The sequence below is a fragment of the Pseudomonas sp. NPDC077186 genome, assembly GCF_044543505.1.
GTDB lineage: Bacteria > Pseudomonadota > Gammaproteobacteria > Pseudomonadales > Pseudomonadaceae > Aquipseudomonas.
On record NZ_JBITWE010000008.1, the window covers coordinates 45,994 to 62,447 of the forward strand.

Sequence of the window (16,454 nt, forward strand, 5' to 3'; positions counted from 1 at the left end):
GCTGTGGAGGAATCAGTCCGCGGACAGTCCGGGTTTGCGCTGAAGCTTGGGCTGGGCGATATGGCGGCGGAACAACTGCAGCGCGAAGAAGGCCAGTACCATCATGGCGGCGAGGAAGCCGAAGAACCGTGCGCCTGACCCGGCCAAAATCCAGGGGCCTATGAACGCGCTGAGCACAGCCCCAGTTCGGCCGACTGCAGCCGGCAGACCAACACCACTGGCACGCATCGAGGTGGGAAAAATTTGTGCAGCAAGGACGAAGACCACTGCCTGGGTTCCTGGCACGCAGAGCCCCAGCAGCAACAGCACAACAGCTACCACTGGCAAGGTATTGACCTCTGGCCCGAGCGGGAGCGCCATCAGAGTCAGGCAACAAGCCACAGCCCCTACACACATAAGCAGCACGGTTCTGCGCGAGCCCAGGCGGCTGAACAACCATCCACCACCCACGCCACCAATCAATCCGCCCAAGCTGAATATGGACATGCTCGCGCTCGCCATGCCCACGCTGTAGCCGGCCTCCACGAACAGTGATGGAGACCAGGTGAACATCAGGTAGCTTGAGAGAATTACTGTAAAGAACGCGCACGCCAGGATGAGGGTGTCGCCACCGTACTCACTGGTGAGAACGGCTCCCCATGATGCGCGTGGTTGCTGGACTTTTTCGTGGCTGTCTTCGAATACCGTTTCGGCCTCAATGGGTTGTCCAAGGCGCTGGACAATGGACCGGCAATGCTCAGGTTTTCTGTTGCGAGCAACGAGGAAACGGAGTGATTCGGGCAAGCAAGGCACTAGCACGAATGCCAGCAGCACTGGTCCGCAGCCTGCAATTAGGAAGAACGTCCGCCACCCAAGAAGCGGAAGAACTTGAGAACCCAGTAGCCCGACCACAATGCCGCCGAACGGAAGCGCACTCATGCCGATCGCAATTGCGAGACTGCGGCGATGCAAGGGCGTGTATTCGGCAAGCATCGCTGTGACGTTTGGCATTGCGGCCCCCATTCCCAACGAGGCCAGCACCCTGCATACGCCTAGAAAAGTCACATCGTTGGCAAACGCACTGAGCATCGTCATGGCACCAAAAGTCAGTGTCGAGGCCACCAAGGTCCATTTCCGGCCAATGCGGTCACCTAACAACCCACCAAGCGCCGTGCCCAGTGCCATGGCGATAAAACTGAAGCCCAGAACCGGGGCAAAAGCGGCGCGACCAACACTCCACTCACCGGCGATGGTCGAGAGCGACAGACTCAGAACCTGAGCATCCACGCCGTCGAACATCATGACGAGCGCCACTGCGAGAAGGATTCTTTTCTGGAAAGGCGTCCACTGCCCGTGATCAAGGAGAGGGGCAATGTCCACGACGGGTAATGCGCGCTGATTCATGGCAGGCAGTCCAAGGCTGGTTTTGTTATTTTTTACCGCCAAACGATAATTGTGCGTTTTTTGCTGAGTGTCAACGAAATTATTTCATTAGGATAATTTTGTCGCATTCCGGGATGGCGCCTTTGCTTGTACACTCGGGTTTTCACTTCAGAAGCAACGCGAAAAGGGGTTGGCGGTGAGTCGGCAGCAGGAGATCGATGTGCCAGAAAAACCACTCGAAGAAGGCAAAGGCAGCTCTCACGACCGCCTGATGCGTTTGCTTGAGCTCTTCAGTAGTGATGGGAAAAATGACTGGTCTGTAGACGAGGCGGCGGTCGAGCTTGGCTTGTCGGCTAGCCACACCTACCGCTACTTCCGTACGCTCTCGGGTGCGGGCTACATCAGCGCATTCACACCTGGACGCTATGTTCTTGGCCCAGCCATCATTGCTCTGGATAGGAAAATGAGGACTGGCGACCCGATGATTCAGGCCGCCAGAGCGGTGATGAATGAAATGCTCTCCTCGGGGCCGGACGGCTGCACAGCGATTCTGTGCCGCTACTACCGAGAGCAGGTGATGTGCGTGCACGAGGAATTCAAAACTCGCTTCGCTCAAGAGATCAGCTATGAGCGCGGACTGCCAAGGCCCCTCTACCAAGGTGCAGCGTCCAAAGCCATCCTCGCCCATCTGCCCCTGCGGCAGGTCAAGGCCTACTACGAAGATGTACCCGTTGAATTCCAACGTTTCCACTTGGGCTCAAACTGGACCGAGGTCAAACAGGCCCTACGTCGTCTGAGATCGCAGCAAGTAGTTATGACGGCAGGCGATCTAGGCCACAGCGCGGCGGGGATCTCGGCGCCCATCTTCGATGACAAACGAGTCATTGGCAGCATTAGCTTGGTAATCCCAGTGGCAGCAGCCTCGGATCAACTGAAGGACAGACTCGCTCCCGTGGTCTCAGCTGCTGGTCATACCATGAGCCGGGCGATGGCCGAGCTGGCTGCTCACTCAGCTTGAATAGCTGATCGCAGCCAAGCTCAATGACTTATTCAGGAAACAGCCAAGGCTCGCTAAGCCGCCGGCGTAGCTCGTAAGCCCTGACGTCATTTGCGTGTTCCAGAGCAACGCTGATTTCATCCAATCCTTCTAGCAGGCATTTTTTGCGGAAGGCATCGATCTCGAATATGTCGACTTCACCATCTGGACTCACTACCCGCTGTCCCAGCAGATCAATCGTCAGTGTGAGGGGCAATTCTGCTTCTGCCAGGTCAAACAACTGGTCAACACGCGACTTGGCTAATACGACTGGCAGAAGTCCATTTTTAAGGCAATTGCCCTGGAATATTTCCGCAAAACTGCTGCTGATCAAGACCTTGATTCCGAAGTCACGCAAGGCCCAAGGGGCATGCTCACGACTTGAACCGCAGCCGAAGTTCTCGCGGCAGAGCAGTATCTGCGCGGATCTGAACGAGGCCTTGTTGAGCACGAAGTCCTTGGCGAGAGGACGAAGGGAGCAGTCATCTCCCGGCTGGCCTTCGTCCTCATAACGCCAGTTATCGAACAGATAATCTCCATAGCCATACTTGCTGATGAGCTTCATGTACTGCTTAGGCAGGATGGCGTCGGTATCCACATTGGCCCGATCAAGCGGGGCCACTACACCGCTGAACGTCTCAAAATTTTTCAATTCTGAAGTCTCCGTGCTCATAAGGTTCGAGGGTCGACAAAGTGACCCGCCAGAGCTGCTGCCGCAGCGGTAACCGGGCTGACGAGATGTGTCCTTCCACCTTGGCCTTGTCGGCCTTCGAAGTTACGATTCGATGTGGAAGCACAACGCTCACCTGGCAACAATCTGTCCTCATTCATGCCAAGGCACATCGAACATCCTGGCTCTCTCCATTCGAATCCAGCATCGCTAAAGACTTTGTCCAAGCCCTCAGCCTCTGCCATCGCCTTGACTGCCTGGGAGCCAGGCACTACCAAAGCTTGGCGAATGCGCTTGGAGATTTTCCGACCCTCGACGATGCGTGCAGCTGCCCGAAGGTCTTCCAGTCGTGCATTTGTGCACGAGCCAATGAAAATCTTGTCCAGCTCCACGGCTTGGATCTGGGTACCTCCTTGCAACCCCATGTACTCCAGGGCATGAACCATAGCTTGGCGAATGCTCATATTAGGTTCATCTAGGGGGTCGGGAATTTGACCCGTCACATCGCATGTCATTTGCGGAGATGTACCCCATGAAACCTGCGCAGTAATCTCGCGGGCATCTAAGCGAAGCGTCTTGTCGAAAATAGCTCCCTCATCGCTGCGAAGGCCGCGCCAGTAAAGACACGCTGCATCCCACGCTTCACCCTTAGGGGCGTATGAGCGACCGTGGAGATAGGTCAGAGTGGTTTCATCTACACCGATGAGGCCGACACGGGCGCCGGCCTCAATGGCCATGTTGCACAGGGTCATGCGCGCCTCCATCGACATTCCCCGTACGGTCGAACCACTGAACTCGATCGCATAACCCGTGGCACCAGCGGCCCCGATCTTTCGAATTATGAACAGTGCCAGATCCTTAGCCGTTACACGCCATGGCAAGGTACCCTCGATCTGGATGTTCATGGTCGCCATACGGGAGACAATTAAGCACTGCGTAGCCAGTACCTGTTCGATTTCAGAAGTACCAATACCAAACGCCAGCGCAGCAAATGCACCGTGCGTGCTGGTGTGGGAGTCGCCACAGACAATAGTCATGCCTGGTAACGTGGCACCCAGTTCGGGTCCCGTTACGTGAAGAATGCCCTGACCATGCTCACCGAGACGGTACTGCTTCAGGCCGAACGTCTCGCAGTTTCGCTCCAACGTTTGTACCTGAGTTCTCGCTAATGGATCGCGAATTCCCATCTCCAGCTCACGAGTTGGGACATTGTGATCGGAGGTAGCAATCACTGTGTCTCCCCGCCAGGGGCGGCGGCCAGCGACGGATAATCCTTCGAAAGCCTGGGGGCTCGTGACTTCATTGACCAAATGACGATCAATGTAGAGCACGGCCGAGCCGGTCGGCCCTTCCCGTACGGCATGAGCATTCCATAGCTTGTGAAGTAGTGTTTTGGGCATTATTGAAACTTCCAGGTATGGGCGCTTGTGTTCACGAAGGTTGGCTACCTCCAGCTACTGAACTGCTGATCGGTGCATGCTCAACGATTATCGGTGCTTGAGTAAGTGTGGATAACCGAAGCCATGGACCATCGATCCTGTCCTGCTCGTTACCACTGATGGCCCCAGCTAGCCCCTTTTATCGAAAGGAGACTCAAGGTTCACGCGCTGTGGTGGCACCATGAGACTGCCGATGGTTTTATCGCTGACTATTGCGGAAAGACATGGGGAGGCAGATTCTTCTGAATCCGTTAATGTCACGTGCCATAGGTTTTCGGGTGGCAAGCCGCTCTGCAGCCAGTATCTCCTGACCGCGTCCAGCATGCGGATTGGTCCGCACACGTAGACCAAAGTGCTTTCATCAACGCTATCGATAATGGCATCAATTCTGACCCTCTCCTGAAGATCCCCAGCGTAGAACTGCAGGTTTTCACCGAGCAGGTTATGCAGCTCACACAAGGACGCAGCCTGTGAATGTGCCTTTGCGGCATAGTGCATATCGACCTGTCTCCCGCTTGCAACCAAGCTGCGGACCACTCCTAAGAGTGGCGTGCCCCCAATGCCTCTGGTAATCAACACGTATCTCATGGCGCCGTAGCTCAATGGCAGCGAGTTTCCGAGACTGGTGGTTGAGCCTCATCTCCTGGAATCAGGACCACATAAAAGCAGAGCCGCCACGGCTTTGGGGGTCAAGTTTTACCGCGATTGTCAGGGCCTGGGCTTGGAGATCGTACTCGACGACCGAATACGTCCGGCTCAAGGTGAACGGCTCATTCGGCACTGAAAAAATCACATGGCTCCCAGTTTTGAGATCAACCTTGCTATCCAGTTGGAAGCGTAAGGCCTTGATATCTATGGCAGAGTAAAACGTATCAATGACTCGCGCAGTCACGTCCTGCCCTTCAGTCCTCAACTTTTTGAGTCTGAGCTGCTCGGGTTCCAGGGGGTAGATTGGATGAGACACAGGCTGCTTCTCCTGCTCATGCTGAGCGGCCAAAATTATCGTCATGCGAAAATAATGCTAAAAAAAACAGAAATCAAGATAAATTATCCTAATGAGATAATTGTGCGTTTAAGCTTATACTCTGATTCGGGCCATGATGGCTGGTCTGTGGTGATGGGATGTAAGCCCCTTCGCCATCGATGTGTCCCTTTCACCTTCGGCGTCAGCGTGCAAGATGGACAGACGACATATGGCCACACAGCCAGGGGGAGAGCCGACAGGGATTGGATACTGAGGTGTGCAATTCGGATATTGCTATATGTCGCTCGCGCCATAGCATTAACTGCCCGAGGTCTGTGCACCTCCCAGGGGTGGACGCACCGCCCGGTTGCACACCATTCAGACTGTGGCAATCCAATAACAAGAATAATTTGAGTTCCGCACGCCCACGGAGCATGGGGCTGGAGAGCAACAATGTCCAAAATCACGAAGCGGCTTTACCTTGCAGCAGTTCAAAGCGGCGGCATCATTGCCTGCTTGGCTGCGGCCTTATTTCCCGAGGACTTAAACACCTGCCTATCGATTGCCGTGTCATCCTTGTTCCTTGCAGGATGGCTGTACCACTTTGAGAGAATTGAACGGCTAGAGATTCGCATCGAGGTTCCTTACGAGGTGCTAGTGCCCCGTGAGCTCGCTAATGAATGCCTCGACACCCCTGAGCGCATACCTCTCGACCCCCGACTCCGCGAGCACTTGGGAGAGCTGGGCCTTTCAATTACTCATACTGAGCAGGAAATGCGCTTTGCTAACCAGCTAGCCCGCGATGCGAGTAGCAAGGTCAGCGCCAGCTACACCAGCATCCAGAACAGTGCTGAAATCTTCAGAGAGCTGGATCTTTCAATGAGCAAACTGGACCAGGCGTTTAACGAGCTCGGCGGCCAGTCGGTGGAGATCACTGCGCTGGTTGGTAGCATCCAAGACATTGCACGGCAGACTAACTGTAAGCGAACGGGCATTACACCTTGCTGGCGGATACCCAGTTGTGCGGCAGCAGCTCGGCCAGAGCGCTGGCCTTCTGCGTCGGCAGTCGTGTGAGCACATCCTTGAGATAGGCATACGGATCATGCCCATTCATGCGCGCCGACTGGATCAGGCTCATGATTGCCGCCGCCCGTTTGCCGCTGCGTAGCGACCCGGCAAACAGCCAATTGGAGCGACCTAGAGCCCACGGGCGGATCTGGTTCTCGACTTGGTTATTGTCGATGGGCACGGCACCATCCTCGACATAGCGAGTCAGTGCCAACCAACGTTTGAGGCTGTAATCCAAGGCTTTCGCCGTGGCTGAGCCGTTGGGCACCCGATCACGCTGGGCCAGCATCCAGGCATGCAGCGCGTCGAGGATCGGTGAAGCCTGTTCCTGTCGTATTCGCCCGCGTTCTTCATCGCCCATGTCGCGCACTTGGCGTTCGACTTCGTACAGCCCAGCGATAGAGTGCAGCGCCTGTTCGGCCAATTGGCTTTTGTTCGCCGCGTGCAGATCGAAGAACTTGCGGCGGGCGTGGGCCATGCAGCCGATTTCGGTGATGCCTCGCTCGAAACCGGCCTTGTAGCCAGCGAAGTCGTCGCAGACCAGCTTGCCATTCCACTGGCCAAGAAAATTGCGCGCATGCTCGCCGGCACGGCTGGGGCTGAAGTCGTAGACCACGGCCTTCAGATCGGCGAAGGGCGTGGTGCTGTAGGCCCAGACGTAAGCCCGATGGGTTTTCTTCTCGCCCGGCGTGAGCATTTGCACCGGGGTTTCGTCAGCGTGGATCACGCGTTGGGCCAGCACGGCTTCGCGCAGGGCATCGACCAGCGGCTGGAGCTGCACGCCGGTTTGTCCGACCCACTGCGCCAGTGTCGAGCGGGCGATGGTCAGGCCGGCACGGCCAAAGATTTTCTCTTGCCGGTACAGCGGCAGGTGGTCGGCGAATTTGGCCACCATCACGTGAGCCAGGAGGCCGGCGGTGGGGATGCCCTTGTCGATCACCTGGGCCGGTACGGGTGCTTGGATCAGTGTTTCGCACTGGCGACAGGCCCATTTGCCACGCACGTGCTGTTCGACGGTGAATACGCCGGGCGTGTAATCGAGTTTTTCGCTGACGTCCTCGCCGATGCGTTGCAGCTGGCAGCCGCAGGCGCACTGGATGTTCTCCGGCTCATGACGAATCACAGTGCGCGGAAATTGTGCCGGCAGCGCTGTGCGCTTGGGCTGTTGGCGGGGTTCGGCTGGAGTAGCAGGGGGATTGACGGCTTTCAACTCCGCCTCGATGGCGGCAATGTCAGTGTCGAGCAGGTCATCCAGCAAGCTGCCCTGGTCAGGACTCAGTTGCTCGCTGCGCTTGGCAAACTTGTGCCGTTTGTACCAAGCGATTTCGTGTGTGAGCTGCTCAATGATGGTTTGATCGCGGTGGATCTTCTTGCCCATCACGTCGACCTGCGTCAGTAACTGCGCGGCCAGTGTGCGCAGTTGCTCAGCTGTCAGTTGGTCGAGATTGGGCGAGGAAGTCATGCCGCTGATTGTGCCAGAGCAGGCGATCAGCGGAGATAAACCGATGGGCTAATGGCAGGGGCTACAGCACTGTGATCGCGCCGGCTGCACCGACCCGCTGCCAGGGTAGACCCAGCACCAAAGCCTGAAGTTGCTCGGTGTCGAGTTCGACTTCCGAGCCGTGCCGGATGCCTGGCCAATGAAACTTACCCTGGTGCAAGCGCCGCGCGGCGAGCCAGATACCCACGCCGTCATGCACCAGGACTTTCATGCGGTTGCCGCGGCGATTGGCGAAGAGATAGGCGCAGTGCGGCTTCGCCGCACCGAACACGGCCACCACACGCGCCAACGCGGTGTCGGTGCCGGCGCGCATGTCCATCGGCTCGGTGGCGAGCCAGATGGCATCGATGCGGATCACGGGGTGAGCCCACGCACAAAGCGGGCGCAACCTTCAGGATCGGAGGCTGGCCATTTCACCGTGACCGATTGCTCGCCAAGGGACAACTCAATGAGTGCGAACGCCTCAGTTGTTCGTTTAGGCGTGGCCCTCAATGGCACGAACGCCGGCAACGCCGCTGGTAGCTGATCTCGGTAAAGCGGCAGCCACTTGCGAATAACGTTGGCGTTGATGCCGTGGCTGATGGCAACGCTGGACCGAACACGACAACCTGCTTGAACTGCGTGTCCACCGCTCGGTGGATGCCCAGGTCGGTGAAGTGTCGGGTGAGCCAGCCAACCAGCTCCGGGTCGAGCACATAGGACGGCACGATGAAGATGAGAATCCCGCCGTACTGCAGCAGCGGCAGCGTCTTCTGATAGAACAGCTTCTCCAGCCTGGCACGGCCTCTGCCGTCGTAGCCGATAGTGCCGTTGGCATCCTTCGACAAGTCGCCATAGGGCGGGTTGAGCCACAGCAGGCCGAAGCTCTGCCGGGCGATCAACGCATCCATCAAATCACCTTGGAGGCAGTGATCGACCAGCCTCCGTGCATGGTTTGCCCGTTCTAGGTCGTACTCCACCGCATAAGCGGTGGTCTGATCACGCCCGAGGGCGTGCGCGGCTTCTGCAATGGCGACGCCTTCGCCGGCGCAAGGATCGAGAATGCACATCGGCCCATCGCTGGGCATCAGTGCGCTGAGCGCTCGTTCGAGGGTGGCTTCGTCGGTCGGGTAGTAGCCGTTCTTGGCGAAATTCCGTGCGAGCCTGGGGAACATGAGGGCCATGGAAGTCTCCTGATTGGCGGGGATGAATGGGGCGAACACGCGGGGCGCACGCGTTCGCACAGGTACATCAAGCCACGGCTTGCAGCGGCAGGTCGGTGATTGCCGGTTGCTGTGGCGGGTAGGCGGTGAATACGCCGCAGCGGATCAGCTCGCCCAGCGCTTCGGTCAGCGCTGGAACGTCCAGCTGCAGGCGCAGTCCGCGCAGGGGGCCGAGCGCCACCGGCAGATCCTGGAGCATGTGGTGCTCGCGCAGCAGCGCCAGTACCGGTGCTTGCCAGTGATCCAGCAACGGCAGCGGACAGGTGTCCCTGACCAGCTGCCATAGGCGTGACGTCGGATCGCTTACCGAGCGCGGCAGCAGCGCCAGGGCGCTGGCCGTGCTCTTGTCGGGCCGTATGCAGCGCCGGTCGAACAGCCAGAGGTTGACCATCGAGCCGAACAGCGTGCGACGATAGGATCGGGTCAGGCGTTTTTCCAGACGCTCGACCGTGCTGATGAAGACGGGGACAGAGCCCCCTTGCTCGGTGATGAGGTGGAACGAGTCCAGCCCATTCTCGTCGTGGCCCAGGGTCAGCTGGGCGAGGAACTGCTGGATAGCGGTATCCCGCGCCCAGACCGAGATGAAGATCAGGTTTCCCTGTTCGTCACGGATGCAGGCGTCGGCCATCAGGTCGGCGCATTCGTCGATGCGATGCAGCGTGGCAGGCGATGATGGGGTCGGCATGGTGATGTCCTCGAAGAAGTGGGGGGCAGCACCGCCTGCAGGGGAAGGTGCTGCCCCGAGGGGATGAAGGGAGGCGGAATATTCCGGCTCGAACTGTTGGGCGTGTGGGCTGCAACGAAGCGTCTCGGCCCGGCCAGTTCTCGATTACGAGCCGCAACCGACCGGGCAATAACCCAGTTCGATTCCGTGCGCGCAATAGCCGTGTTCAGCATTCCAGTTTTGGGTTTCCTGTCTCTCGGCAGGTGTCGCGTAACCCCATTCCTCTGTGGCTATTTGCAGAGCCTGTGCGCGCTGGCATTCGGGCAATTGCTCGATGTGCGTATCAATCGCTGCACTGAGGCGATCGACGTAGTAGTCGTAAGACAGGCCGCAACCATTTCTGGCTTGTGTGGCTGCCGTCTTGCAGACCGCCAGCCAGGCTTGCTCATCGAGCGCAGAGCAGGTAACCCCGATGGGCTGTGGCTGGGAATTGCAGGCGGTGGTTGGCATGCTGGAGTCCTCCAGAAAAGCCGGAGCCCTCCCGCGTGGGGTAAGGAACCCCGGCGGGTGGATGAAACGCCGCGGATGCGGCGAGGCAGGTCACGCAGCCTGTTGGTCAGGCTGCCGATTCCATTGCTGCGACTTGAAGTCGAGCGCGTAGCCCAGCACACCCAGGCGCGCGATCTGTAGACGCAGCGTGCGGCGATCGATGGTCGAGTCCAGTTTCACCGACTCGCCCAGCGGCCAGAGCAGGCCGAACAGGGCGGCATCGTCGCTGTCGGGACTGCCGGAGGCAGCGACCGCAGCGCCGGGCGCATCCACGCCGAAGGGCCTGGTGTCGATCAGGGGATCCGTCGAGGCTTGCACGGGAGTGGACACTGGAGCTGGCGTTGTCGCCGGTGTCAGAGGCTGCGCGGCCAGTTCCTCGTCGAGCGGATCGACTTCCTGGGTGGCGAAGGCATGGGCCTCGGCCTTGCTCAGTTTGTCGATGCCCGACAGCGTCATGCCGTCCAGACTGGCGCGGATCTCGAAGCGCATGCCATCACAGGTGGGATAGGCCTTGGAGTCGATGTAGCGGATGACGAACTCCCCGTCGTACTTGCCTTCGGGGTACTGCTCCAACTCCGCATCCTTGACGGCAAACTTGCCGATGGGGGTGACCAGGCGGCCGACGTTGAACGGCCCGTTGCGGCCGTGGATGGTGCGCAGCGTGAGCTGGCCGGGTACGACGATGGATGATGCAGGTAGCGGCAGGGCGGCTGAGGCGGCCATGGCGGATCTCCTTGCGATAAGGGTGAGGATGCGGGGCATCCATTTAATGAGTGAAAGAGCGGACCACACCCGCCAGGGGCGTGGTCCGCGTGACCTCAGGCCTTCAGCTGTTGCATGCCTTCGGCGAGCATCCACAGTGCGCGGTTGAGCCGCACGTTCTGATCGATGCCCTGGACCGGCCGGGTACTCTGGCGACGGCCACGAGCGTTGCGTCCATTCAAACCGCCTTTGACCAGGTTCTCCTGAATGCGATTGAAGGTGGACCACAGGTCGCTGCCGCGGTCATCGACGCGGCGGGGCATCAGCACCTGCGCCTCGGTGATCGGCACCACCTGGTTGGGCGTGTCGTACTTGAGCGCCAGTGCAGAGCGGGCCAAGACCTCCTGCTCGCCTTCGTCCAGGGTGATCAGGCGCATCGCATCGCGCGAGGCCTGCACCTGCTCGAAGCCATGCAGGACCTCGTAGGCACCTTCGATCACCTGCTCGGCGACATTGCCTTTGTGATGCACACGGACATCAGCGACGGTGTTACCGCAGACCAAGCCGTTGTGGCAGACGAACCTGAACATGCCGGCGAGCATCTGGTAGCTGCTGGTGCCGTCGTGCGAGTTGAGGAGGATGATTTCATTCGCTTCGTTGCCGTTGATCTGGCTGGCGTGGCGAAGGCGGATCATGTGTTTGGTGAATTCGCGGCGGTCCTCGTGGCGCACGCGGGTCTGGCACACCATGAACGGCTGGAAACCTTCTCCGCGCAGCTCGGCGAGTACCGACGCGGTGGGGATGTAGCTGTAGCGCCCGGACCGGCTCTCATGCGGGGTATCGGCAAAGATCGACGGTGCCACGGTGCGGATCTGATCATCGGACAGCGGATGATCGGCGCGCAGGATCGGCGAGCGGGGAGCGAAACGAGAGGCGAGTTGCATGGTCGTTCTCCTTGAGAATGGCGGCAATCGCATGCGCGGCCCGAAGGCCGAAGCGGTGATTGCATGGAATGAAAAGCCCCGAAGGATGGGGCTATGACGGGAGGTGGTGCGTATGCCGCCGACACCGAAGTGCCGGGGCATGGGGGAGAGGAAGGGGAAGGGGCAGGGACAGGAGCAGGTCCTGCGGGTTAGAACGAAGCCACCTGCGCGGGCTCCTCGACAGGAGCCTGAGTGGTCGCGGTGGGTTGTGGACCACCGCTTTCGTCCTCGGCGCGAACCGTCTCATCGGACGCGGGAGCGTCTTCGTGAGCGGGCGCTTCGGACTCCAGCGGATAGACCTGTACCCCATCGACTTTGATCAGGCCGATGCGCATCAGCTTCGACCTCAGGCTGCCGCCGACTTCACCAGCGTGCTCGCCTTTGCTGCGGACATAGGCCTCGGCCTTCATGTCGTTGAGCGTGAAGGCCAGCAGCACCTTCTTCTTCGCTTCAACGGCCTGAATGCAGCGCTGCACCAAATGCTGGGCGCTGTCGTCGGCGACGGTGGTCTCGATATAGCGATACTCGGGGTCGTCGACCGGGCCGGCCAGGGCTGCGATGGCGCACGACAGAAATGGATCACCGCCGTTCGGGATCATCCTGGGATTGTTCAAGTAGCCGATACCGCGGGTCAGTAGCTCGTGATACTCGATTTCGTCCAGGGCACTGCGCTCCAGCAACTCGGCCTTGAGTAGCCGAGCCTTCATGCTGGCCGCCGGATCCCCCGAGGGACGACGGAATGGATCGATCCACAGGTCGCCGAGACGAAAGCGCACCAGCGGCCGTTGCTGGGGATCATCGATACCGATGTAGGGTTGGACGAGTTGCTTGGCTTCGGAACCGGAAACCCGCACGTCGAAGTAGCGCCGGGTCGGGTTCTTTGCAGGCCCGACCAGCGCCGCCACGGTGCAGGCGAGAAAGGGAGTGGCTTTGCGGCCACCCTTTACCGGTACTTCGCGCACGCGCTGGATGTAGCCGATGCCCGAGGTATGGATGTCGAAGTACGACTTCGGGTTGGAGGTAGTGCTGCTCATGGTGAATCTCCTGACTTGGGAACAAGAACACGGAGACACACCGACCCAGAGCGGGGAGGTGCGTAACCCCGCGGTGGGTTGAGGAACATCTGCATCCACCACCGGCAAGCCGGTAGTCGTTCGCGCGAGGGATGCGCTGCGAACGGGCTCGGTCACGCGGCGGAAACCGCGGGCAGCCTGAAGGCCGAAGCTGCCTGGCATGTCGCTGACAACGTCAGCGGAACATGAGGGGGAGGTTGGTGCTACGCGAATTCCTTGGCTACGGGGAATCGGTAACTGGTGGCGACCTTATTTGTCAGTCGCCGGAATAGAGATAGGTTTGGTGGAGTATGTTGATTGTGTGCTTTCAATCAGCGGCCGTCTGAACAGGCAACAATCTGCTGTTTCAAACGGCAGGTGCGTCTGAAACAGCAGTTGTCAACTGATGCTGCGAGGAAAGGATGCACGTAAATGATGCAGCAGATTATTCGATAACGCCGCAGGGAGTTTCGCGGTCCCCTTATTGGACAGCTGAATCGCGACGATCTTGTTACATTCGACGAATTTCACTTGGACTTTTTCCAGCACATGCTTGCGATCAGCTAGCAGAACATCAGTGGCTTCTCGCACATCTTTTATACCTTTGAGCAAGATTTTTCCCGTCACCCCTTCGTCTATTTCAACGCCTGAGACCTGGAGCGAGTCGACAGTGATTTGTTCATCCACGGAAACTTGCAGAGCCGAAACCCACTCACTCAGGTTAACAGTAGGAGATGTTACTACCAGGTTGAAATTGCACGCTTCAAGCAGGCGGCTGATCAGTTCCTTGATACTACGCTGGTAATTTCTGAGCTCAATGTGGGGAGGCGAATCGAAAAGGGTGAACTCTGTCGTTCGGTACCCAATTCGATCGAGCACCTCTTCACTACCAAAAGGAGTCGAAATCACCTCTTGGTAATTGTACTTCTCGATGTAACGCCCCTCGATGTAGTCATCCCGGATTCGCTCGATAGCGAAGCCATCCATCCTCTCATCCGTGAATGGCATTTCGATGAGTCTCTTCCCTACTGCTCGAATCGACGAGGGCCATTGGGCATTCAGCCATCTCACCCTGTTCATGCCGGCTCTCCTTGCGGTTCAGCACTCACTAGCGCTTGTGCTCTTAGATCCCTGATAACCTTCGCAGCGGTTTCTTCGATGATGCCCAGATAGGTTTCTTTGTCCTCGGCGTTGACCGGTCGGATCGTCTTGGTGTACTCGAGTTCGACGATCCGATAGGCACCTCGGACGAAGTACTTGAAGCCTTTCCCTTGTACCGGATCCTCAAAGGCGGCTTCAAACTCCACCATCGGTTGCGGGGCCCTGTTCAATACCGAGCGCCAGATGATCGATGTTATGAAGAAGCCCTTCCGAGTCAGACTCTGGTACTCCTCTGACGCCAGCAGCGTCTCGCCCTTCAATGCGACATTCTTGACCAGAGCCAAGGCTTCCTCTTTGGCCACCTCAGCTTCCTGGTCATCGTCCAGGTCGAGTTCGTCCTCCTCTGGTTCCTGAGGCAAGCGCTCCACCTTCACGCTGGTTACGTTCTTCAATGAGAAGCCCGTGAGATTGCTGATCAGGGATGTAAAGAACTCCGTGCGCAGGGCAGGGGACTGGAACTCGCCGAGCTCGATGCGGATGGCGGGGATTTCAACCTTGGCCTTGGTATCCAGCTTGTCCTTTAGCTTGGAGTAGATGGTTTTTACACGATCGTTGGCTGGCATCCGAATCACCGTCTTGTCCGCCGAGACGTGGAACTCGATCGAGGCCTCTTTGGGGGTGCGCTGGACGAGCCGCGTCTTGCCGTAGTCGACGTCGAAATACTTAATATTGGCGACCACTTGGTTGCCGTCCTTGATCTGCTGAGTGACCTTCTCGTCCTCGGGAGATTCTTCAATATATTCCCGGAGAACTTCCCGGATTCCCTCCAAGGTCAGCGCGATTGGCAGCGTCACCGAAGTGAGCTTTTCCTGTCGGCCGGAGTGCTCCCGCTGTTCCAATAGGGTGTTCAGATCATGGTAGTCGTGGGGGAGGAGCGAAATGGCACTGACTAGATCATCCCGGCTATCCTTCGCGGAGTAGAAGATCCCCCTGTCCTTCGCGAGTTCAAGCAGAACCTTTTCATTGATTTTCTGCTTGGCTGACATCAAAGCGTCGTGAATTTCCTTGTCCGTTGCACAGTACTGAAGCGCGTTTTTGATCATTGGCGGGACAGCTCCAGTTCACAGAAGGTGGTGCGTACGTGTTCAAGTTTTCCGAAGTCAATGGCGTCCAGTATCTGTCTAAGTTCGTCCCCTCCTTGGTAGTCAGCAATGTACTGGTCTTTTGCCTTAGAAAAATTAGCCGAAGCGTTTTGGTGCGGATCAACCAGGCGGATCGTGACTTCCGTTTCGGATTTGATTACCTGATAGTGCATTAGGTACTCGATGAGGTACAGAAACTCATCGGTCGTGATTCCCCGCTTGCGCATGAAGATTACGAAGCCCTGTCTGCTACCTTTCTTTGGGTTCACGTAGGACAAAATGATCCAGGGCGCGGTCAGCATATCTAGCGTCGCAGCCTTGGCGTGCTCCAATTGAACATTCTTCCTGCGAACTAGGTGAGGGTAATAGAATTTGCAGTTATCTCGCTCCGGCAGCAGGCCTGCACCTCCGCGTAAATGGATGATCTCGTGGTGAACGTTGTTCAACCAGTAGATATCTTCAGGCCCCATCACAACGATCTTGGAGCCCTTCGGGATGTCTAGGTCGTCGCATTTCACTTTTTCAAGGATCTTGGCGAAGTCCTTGTCATATTCGTTATCGTGGTTGTAGACGAAAAGCAGCCCTTGGATATTCGCCGAAACATCCGGATGGATGTAGGTGTCGCTGAACTCTTGGCTAATCTCGGCGCATCGAAGGCTCTTGGCTAGGCTCTCGATTGCCTCCCGGATGGTCTGTGTTTTAATAGTGCCCTTTGCGTAGCTCTTGAGGTCGCAGTTCACATAGGTTCGGGACTGTGAGTACGGCTCGTTGTACCAAAAGACGACATCGGAGGGATGGGTCTTAACCTCGTGTGCCTCCTGACTTTCGCACGACCAATTGATGTTGGTGTGCTCCATGCGTCCCCAGAGAAACTCGTTGAAAATTCCCTTCGACAGCTTCTCTGCCATCTTCGCGATGTTGATCGTCTCGGCCATGATTTCCTGGGCTCTTTATGTTGGTCAAACGGTGCATGCACCATGATGGCACTGATACTGGCGCAGTAAACACGATGGCTGAGC

The 16,454-nt window shown here is 57.9% G+C and carries 17 protein-coding genes and 1 pseudogene; 2 read left to right on the plus strand and 16 right to left on the minus strand.

The genetic code is table 11. From position 1 onward, the window contains the following. Window positions 1-12: 12 nt before the first annotated feature. Window positions 13-1,383, minus strand: a complete 1,371-nt coding sequence (locus ACIGKL_RS23110; protein WP_051095776.1) for an MFS transporter — start codon at window positions 1,381-1,383, stop codon at window positions 13-15. 175 nt (window positions 1,384-1,558) lie between these two features. On the opposite strand from ACIGKL_RS23110, the gene ACIGKL_RS23115 reads away from it, so the two are divergent. Next, window positions 1,559-2,380, plus strand: a complete 822-nt coding sequence (locus tag ACIGKL_RS23115; RefSeq protein WP_397488715.1) for an IclR family transcriptional regulator — start codon at window positions 1,559-1,561, stop codon at window positions 2,378-2,380. 28 nt (window positions 2,381-2,408) lie between these two features. On the opposite strand, the gene leuD is transcribed toward ACIGKL_RS23115, so the two are convergent. The 4 genes from leuD to ACIGKL_RS23135 all read right to left on the minus strand — a co-directional run bounded on the left by leuD (window position 2,409) and on the right by ACIGKL_RS23135 (window position 5,471). Continuing rightward, window positions 2,409-3,050: a 3-isopropylmalate dehydratase small subunit gene (gene leuD / locus ACIGKL_RS23120; protein WP_397488773.1), complete on the minus strand. Its 642-nt coding sequence runs from the start codon at window positions 3,048-3,050 to the stop codon at window positions 2,409-2,411. A 17-nt stretch (window positions 3,051-3,067) separates the two neighbouring features. Further along, complete coding sequence (gene leuC, locus ACIGKL_RS23125) at window positions 3,068-4,471, minus strand: 3-isopropylmalate dehydratase large subunit (RefSeq protein WP_397488774.1); 1,404 nt, start codon at window positions 4,469-4,471, stop codon at window positions 3,068-3,070. Between the two features lie 165 nt (window positions 4,472-4,636). Next, window positions 4,637-5,095 carry a hypothetical protein gene (locus tag ACIGKL_RS23130; RefSeq protein ID WP_397488716.1) on the minus strand — a complete coding sequence of 153 codons (459 nt, stop codon included), beginning with the start codon at window positions 5,093-5,095 and terminating at the stop codon, window positions 4,637-4,639. Between the two features lie 61 nt (window positions 5,096-5,156). Then, window positions 5,157-5,471 carry a hypothetical protein gene (locus ACIGKL_RS23135; protein WP_397488717.1) on the minus strand — a complete coding sequence of 105 codons (315 nt, stop codon included), beginning with the start codon at window positions 5,469-5,471 and terminating at the stop codon, window positions 5,157-5,159. Between the two features lie 453 nt (window positions 5,472-5,924). Between ACIGKL_RS23135 and ACIGKL_RS23140 the strand changes: the two genes are divergently transcribed. Beyond that, the gene (locus tag ACIGKL_RS23140; protein WP_397488718.1) at window positions 5,925-6,545 is read left to right on the plus strand and encodes a hypothetical protein; all 621 of its coding nucleotides are present in this window, start codon (window positions 5,925-5,927) and stop codon (window positions 6,543-6,545) included. On the opposite strand, the gene tnpC is transcribed toward ACIGKL_RS23140, so the two are convergent. The 11 genes and pseudogenes from tnpC to ACIGKL_RS23195 form a co-directional block, all read right to left on the minus strand. Continuing rightward, window positions 6,466-8,001, minus strand: coding sequence for an IS66 family transposase (tnpC, locus tag ACIGKL_RS23145; RefSeq protein ID WP_397488719.1), 1,536 nt, complete (start codon window positions 7,999-8,001; stop codon window positions 6,466-6,468). The two genes, ACIGKL_RS23140 and tnpC, sit on opposite strands and share 80 nt — an antisense overlap. Before the next feature lie 61 nt (window positions 8,002-8,062). Next, window positions 8,063-8,398, minus strand: a complete 336-nt coding sequence (gene tnpB / locus ACIGKL_RS23150; RefSeq protein ID WP_041013622.1) for an IS66 family insertion sequence element accessory protein TnpB — start codon at window positions 8,396-8,398, stop codon at window positions 8,063-8,065. A gap of 235 nt (window positions 8,399-8,633) precedes the next feature. Beyond that, window positions 8,634-9,242: pseudogene (locus ACIGKL_RS23155) on the minus strand (DUF6094 domain-containing protein); the annotation flags it as partial. A gap of 28 nt (window positions 9,243-9,270) precedes the next feature. Then, window positions 9,271-9,927 (minus strand): hypothetical protein, encoded by a 657-nt coding sequence (locus ACIGKL_RS23160; protein ID WP_397488720.1) that lies wholly within the window; start codon window positions 9,925-9,927, stop codon window positions 9,271-9,273. Between the two features lie 144 nt (window positions 9,928-10,071). Beyond that, a complete protein-coding gene (locus ACIGKL_RS23165) occupies window positions 10,072-10,416 on the minus strand; it encodes a hypothetical protein (protein ID WP_397488721.1) in 345 nt (114 codons plus the stop codon). A gap of 90 nt (window positions 10,417-10,506) precedes the next feature. Continuing rightward, window positions 10,507-11,178 (minus strand): DUF3275 family protein, encoded by a 672-nt coding sequence (locus ACIGKL_RS23170; protein ID WP_397488722.1) that lies wholly within the window; start codon window positions 11,176-11,178, stop codon window positions 10,507-10,509. 95 nt (window positions 11,179-11,273) lie between these two features. Then, window positions 11,274-12,101 (minus strand): DUF932 domain-containing protein, encoded by an 828-nt coding sequence (locus ACIGKL_RS23175; protein WP_397488723.1) that lies wholly within the window; start codon window positions 12,099-12,101, stop codon window positions 11,274-11,276. Window positions 12,102-12,289: 188 nt separating this feature from the next. Further along, a complete protein-coding gene (locus ACIGKL_RS23180) occupies window positions 12,290-13,174 on the minus strand; it encodes a DUF3577 domain-containing protein (protein ID WP_397488724.1) in 885 nt (294 codons plus the stop codon). Between the two features lie 417 nt (window positions 13,175-13,591). Beyond that, on the minus strand, window positions 13,592-14,272 hold the full coding sequence (locus tag ACIGKL_RS23185) for a hypothetical protein (protein ID WP_397488725.1): 681 nt from the start codon (window positions 14,270-14,272) through the stop codon (window positions 13,592-13,594). Continuing rightward, complete coding sequence (locus ACIGKL_RS23190; protein ID WP_397488726.1) at window positions 14,269-15,396, minus strand: hypothetical protein; 1,128 nt, start codon at window positions 15,394-15,396, stop codon at window positions 14,269-14,271. Before ACIGKL_RS23190 ends, ACIGKL_RS23185 begins: the two co-directional genes overlap by 4 nt. After that, a complete protein-coding gene (locus ACIGKL_RS23195) occupies window positions 15,393-16,370 on the minus strand; it encodes a hypothetical protein (RefSeq protein ID WP_112209935.1) in 978 nt (325 codons plus the stop codon). Before ACIGKL_RS23195 ends, ACIGKL_RS23190 begins: the two co-directional genes overlap by 4 nt. Window positions 16,371-16,454 lie beyond the last annotated feature (84 nt).

Excerpts from the sequence above, each read along its gene's own strand:
- ACIGKL_RS23110 (WP_051095776.1), bottom strand. The coding sequence starts at position 1,383 with ATGAATCAGCGCGCATTACCCGTCGTGGACATTGCCCCTCTCCTTGAT.
- ACIGKL_RS23130 (WP_397488716.1), bottom strand. The coding sequence starts at position 5,095 with ATGAGATACGTGTTGATTACCAGAGGCATTGGGGGCACGCCACTCTTA.
- ACIGKL_RS23140 (WP_397488718.1), top strand. The coding sequence starts at position 5,925 with ATGTCCAAAATCACGAAGCGGCTTTACCTTGCAGCAGTTCAAAGCGGC.
- tnpC (WP_397488719.1), bottom strand. The coding sequence starts at position 8,001 with ATGACTTCCTCGCCCAATCTCGACCAACTGACAGCTGAGCAACTGCGC.
- ACIGKL_RS23160 (WP_397488720.1), bottom strand. The coding sequence starts at position 9,927 with ATGCCGACCCCATCATCGCCTGCCACGCTGCATCGCATCGACGAATGC.
- ACIGKL_RS23165 (WP_397488721.1), bottom strand. The coding sequence starts at position 10,416 with ATGCCAACCACCGCCTGCAATTCCCAGCCACAGCCCATCGGGGTTACC.
- ACIGKL_RS23170 (WP_397488722.1), bottom strand. The coding sequence starts at position 11,178 with ATGGCCGCCTCAGCCGCCCTGCCGCTACCTGCATCATCCATCGTCGTA.
- ACIGKL_RS23175 (WP_397488723.1), bottom strand. The coding sequence starts at position 12,101 with ATGCAACTCGCCTCTCGTTTCGCTCCCCGCTCGCCGATCCTGCGCGCC.
- ACIGKL_RS23180 (WP_397488724.1), bottom strand. The coding sequence starts at position 13,174 with ATGAGCAGCACTACCTCCAACCCGAAGTCGTACTTCGACATCCATACC.
- ACIGKL_RS23185 (WP_397488725.1), bottom strand. The coding sequence starts at position 14,272 with ATGAACAGGGTGAGATGGCTGAATGCCCAATGGCCCTCGTCGATTCGA.
- ACIGKL_RS23190 (WP_397488726.1), bottom strand. The coding sequence starts at position 15,396 with ATGATCAAAAACGCGCTTCAGTACTGTGCAACGGACAAGGAAATTCAC.
- ACIGKL_RS23195 (WP_112209935.1), bottom strand. The coding sequence starts at position 16,370 with ATGGCCGAGACGATCAACATCGCGAAGATGGCAGAGAAGCTGTCGAAG.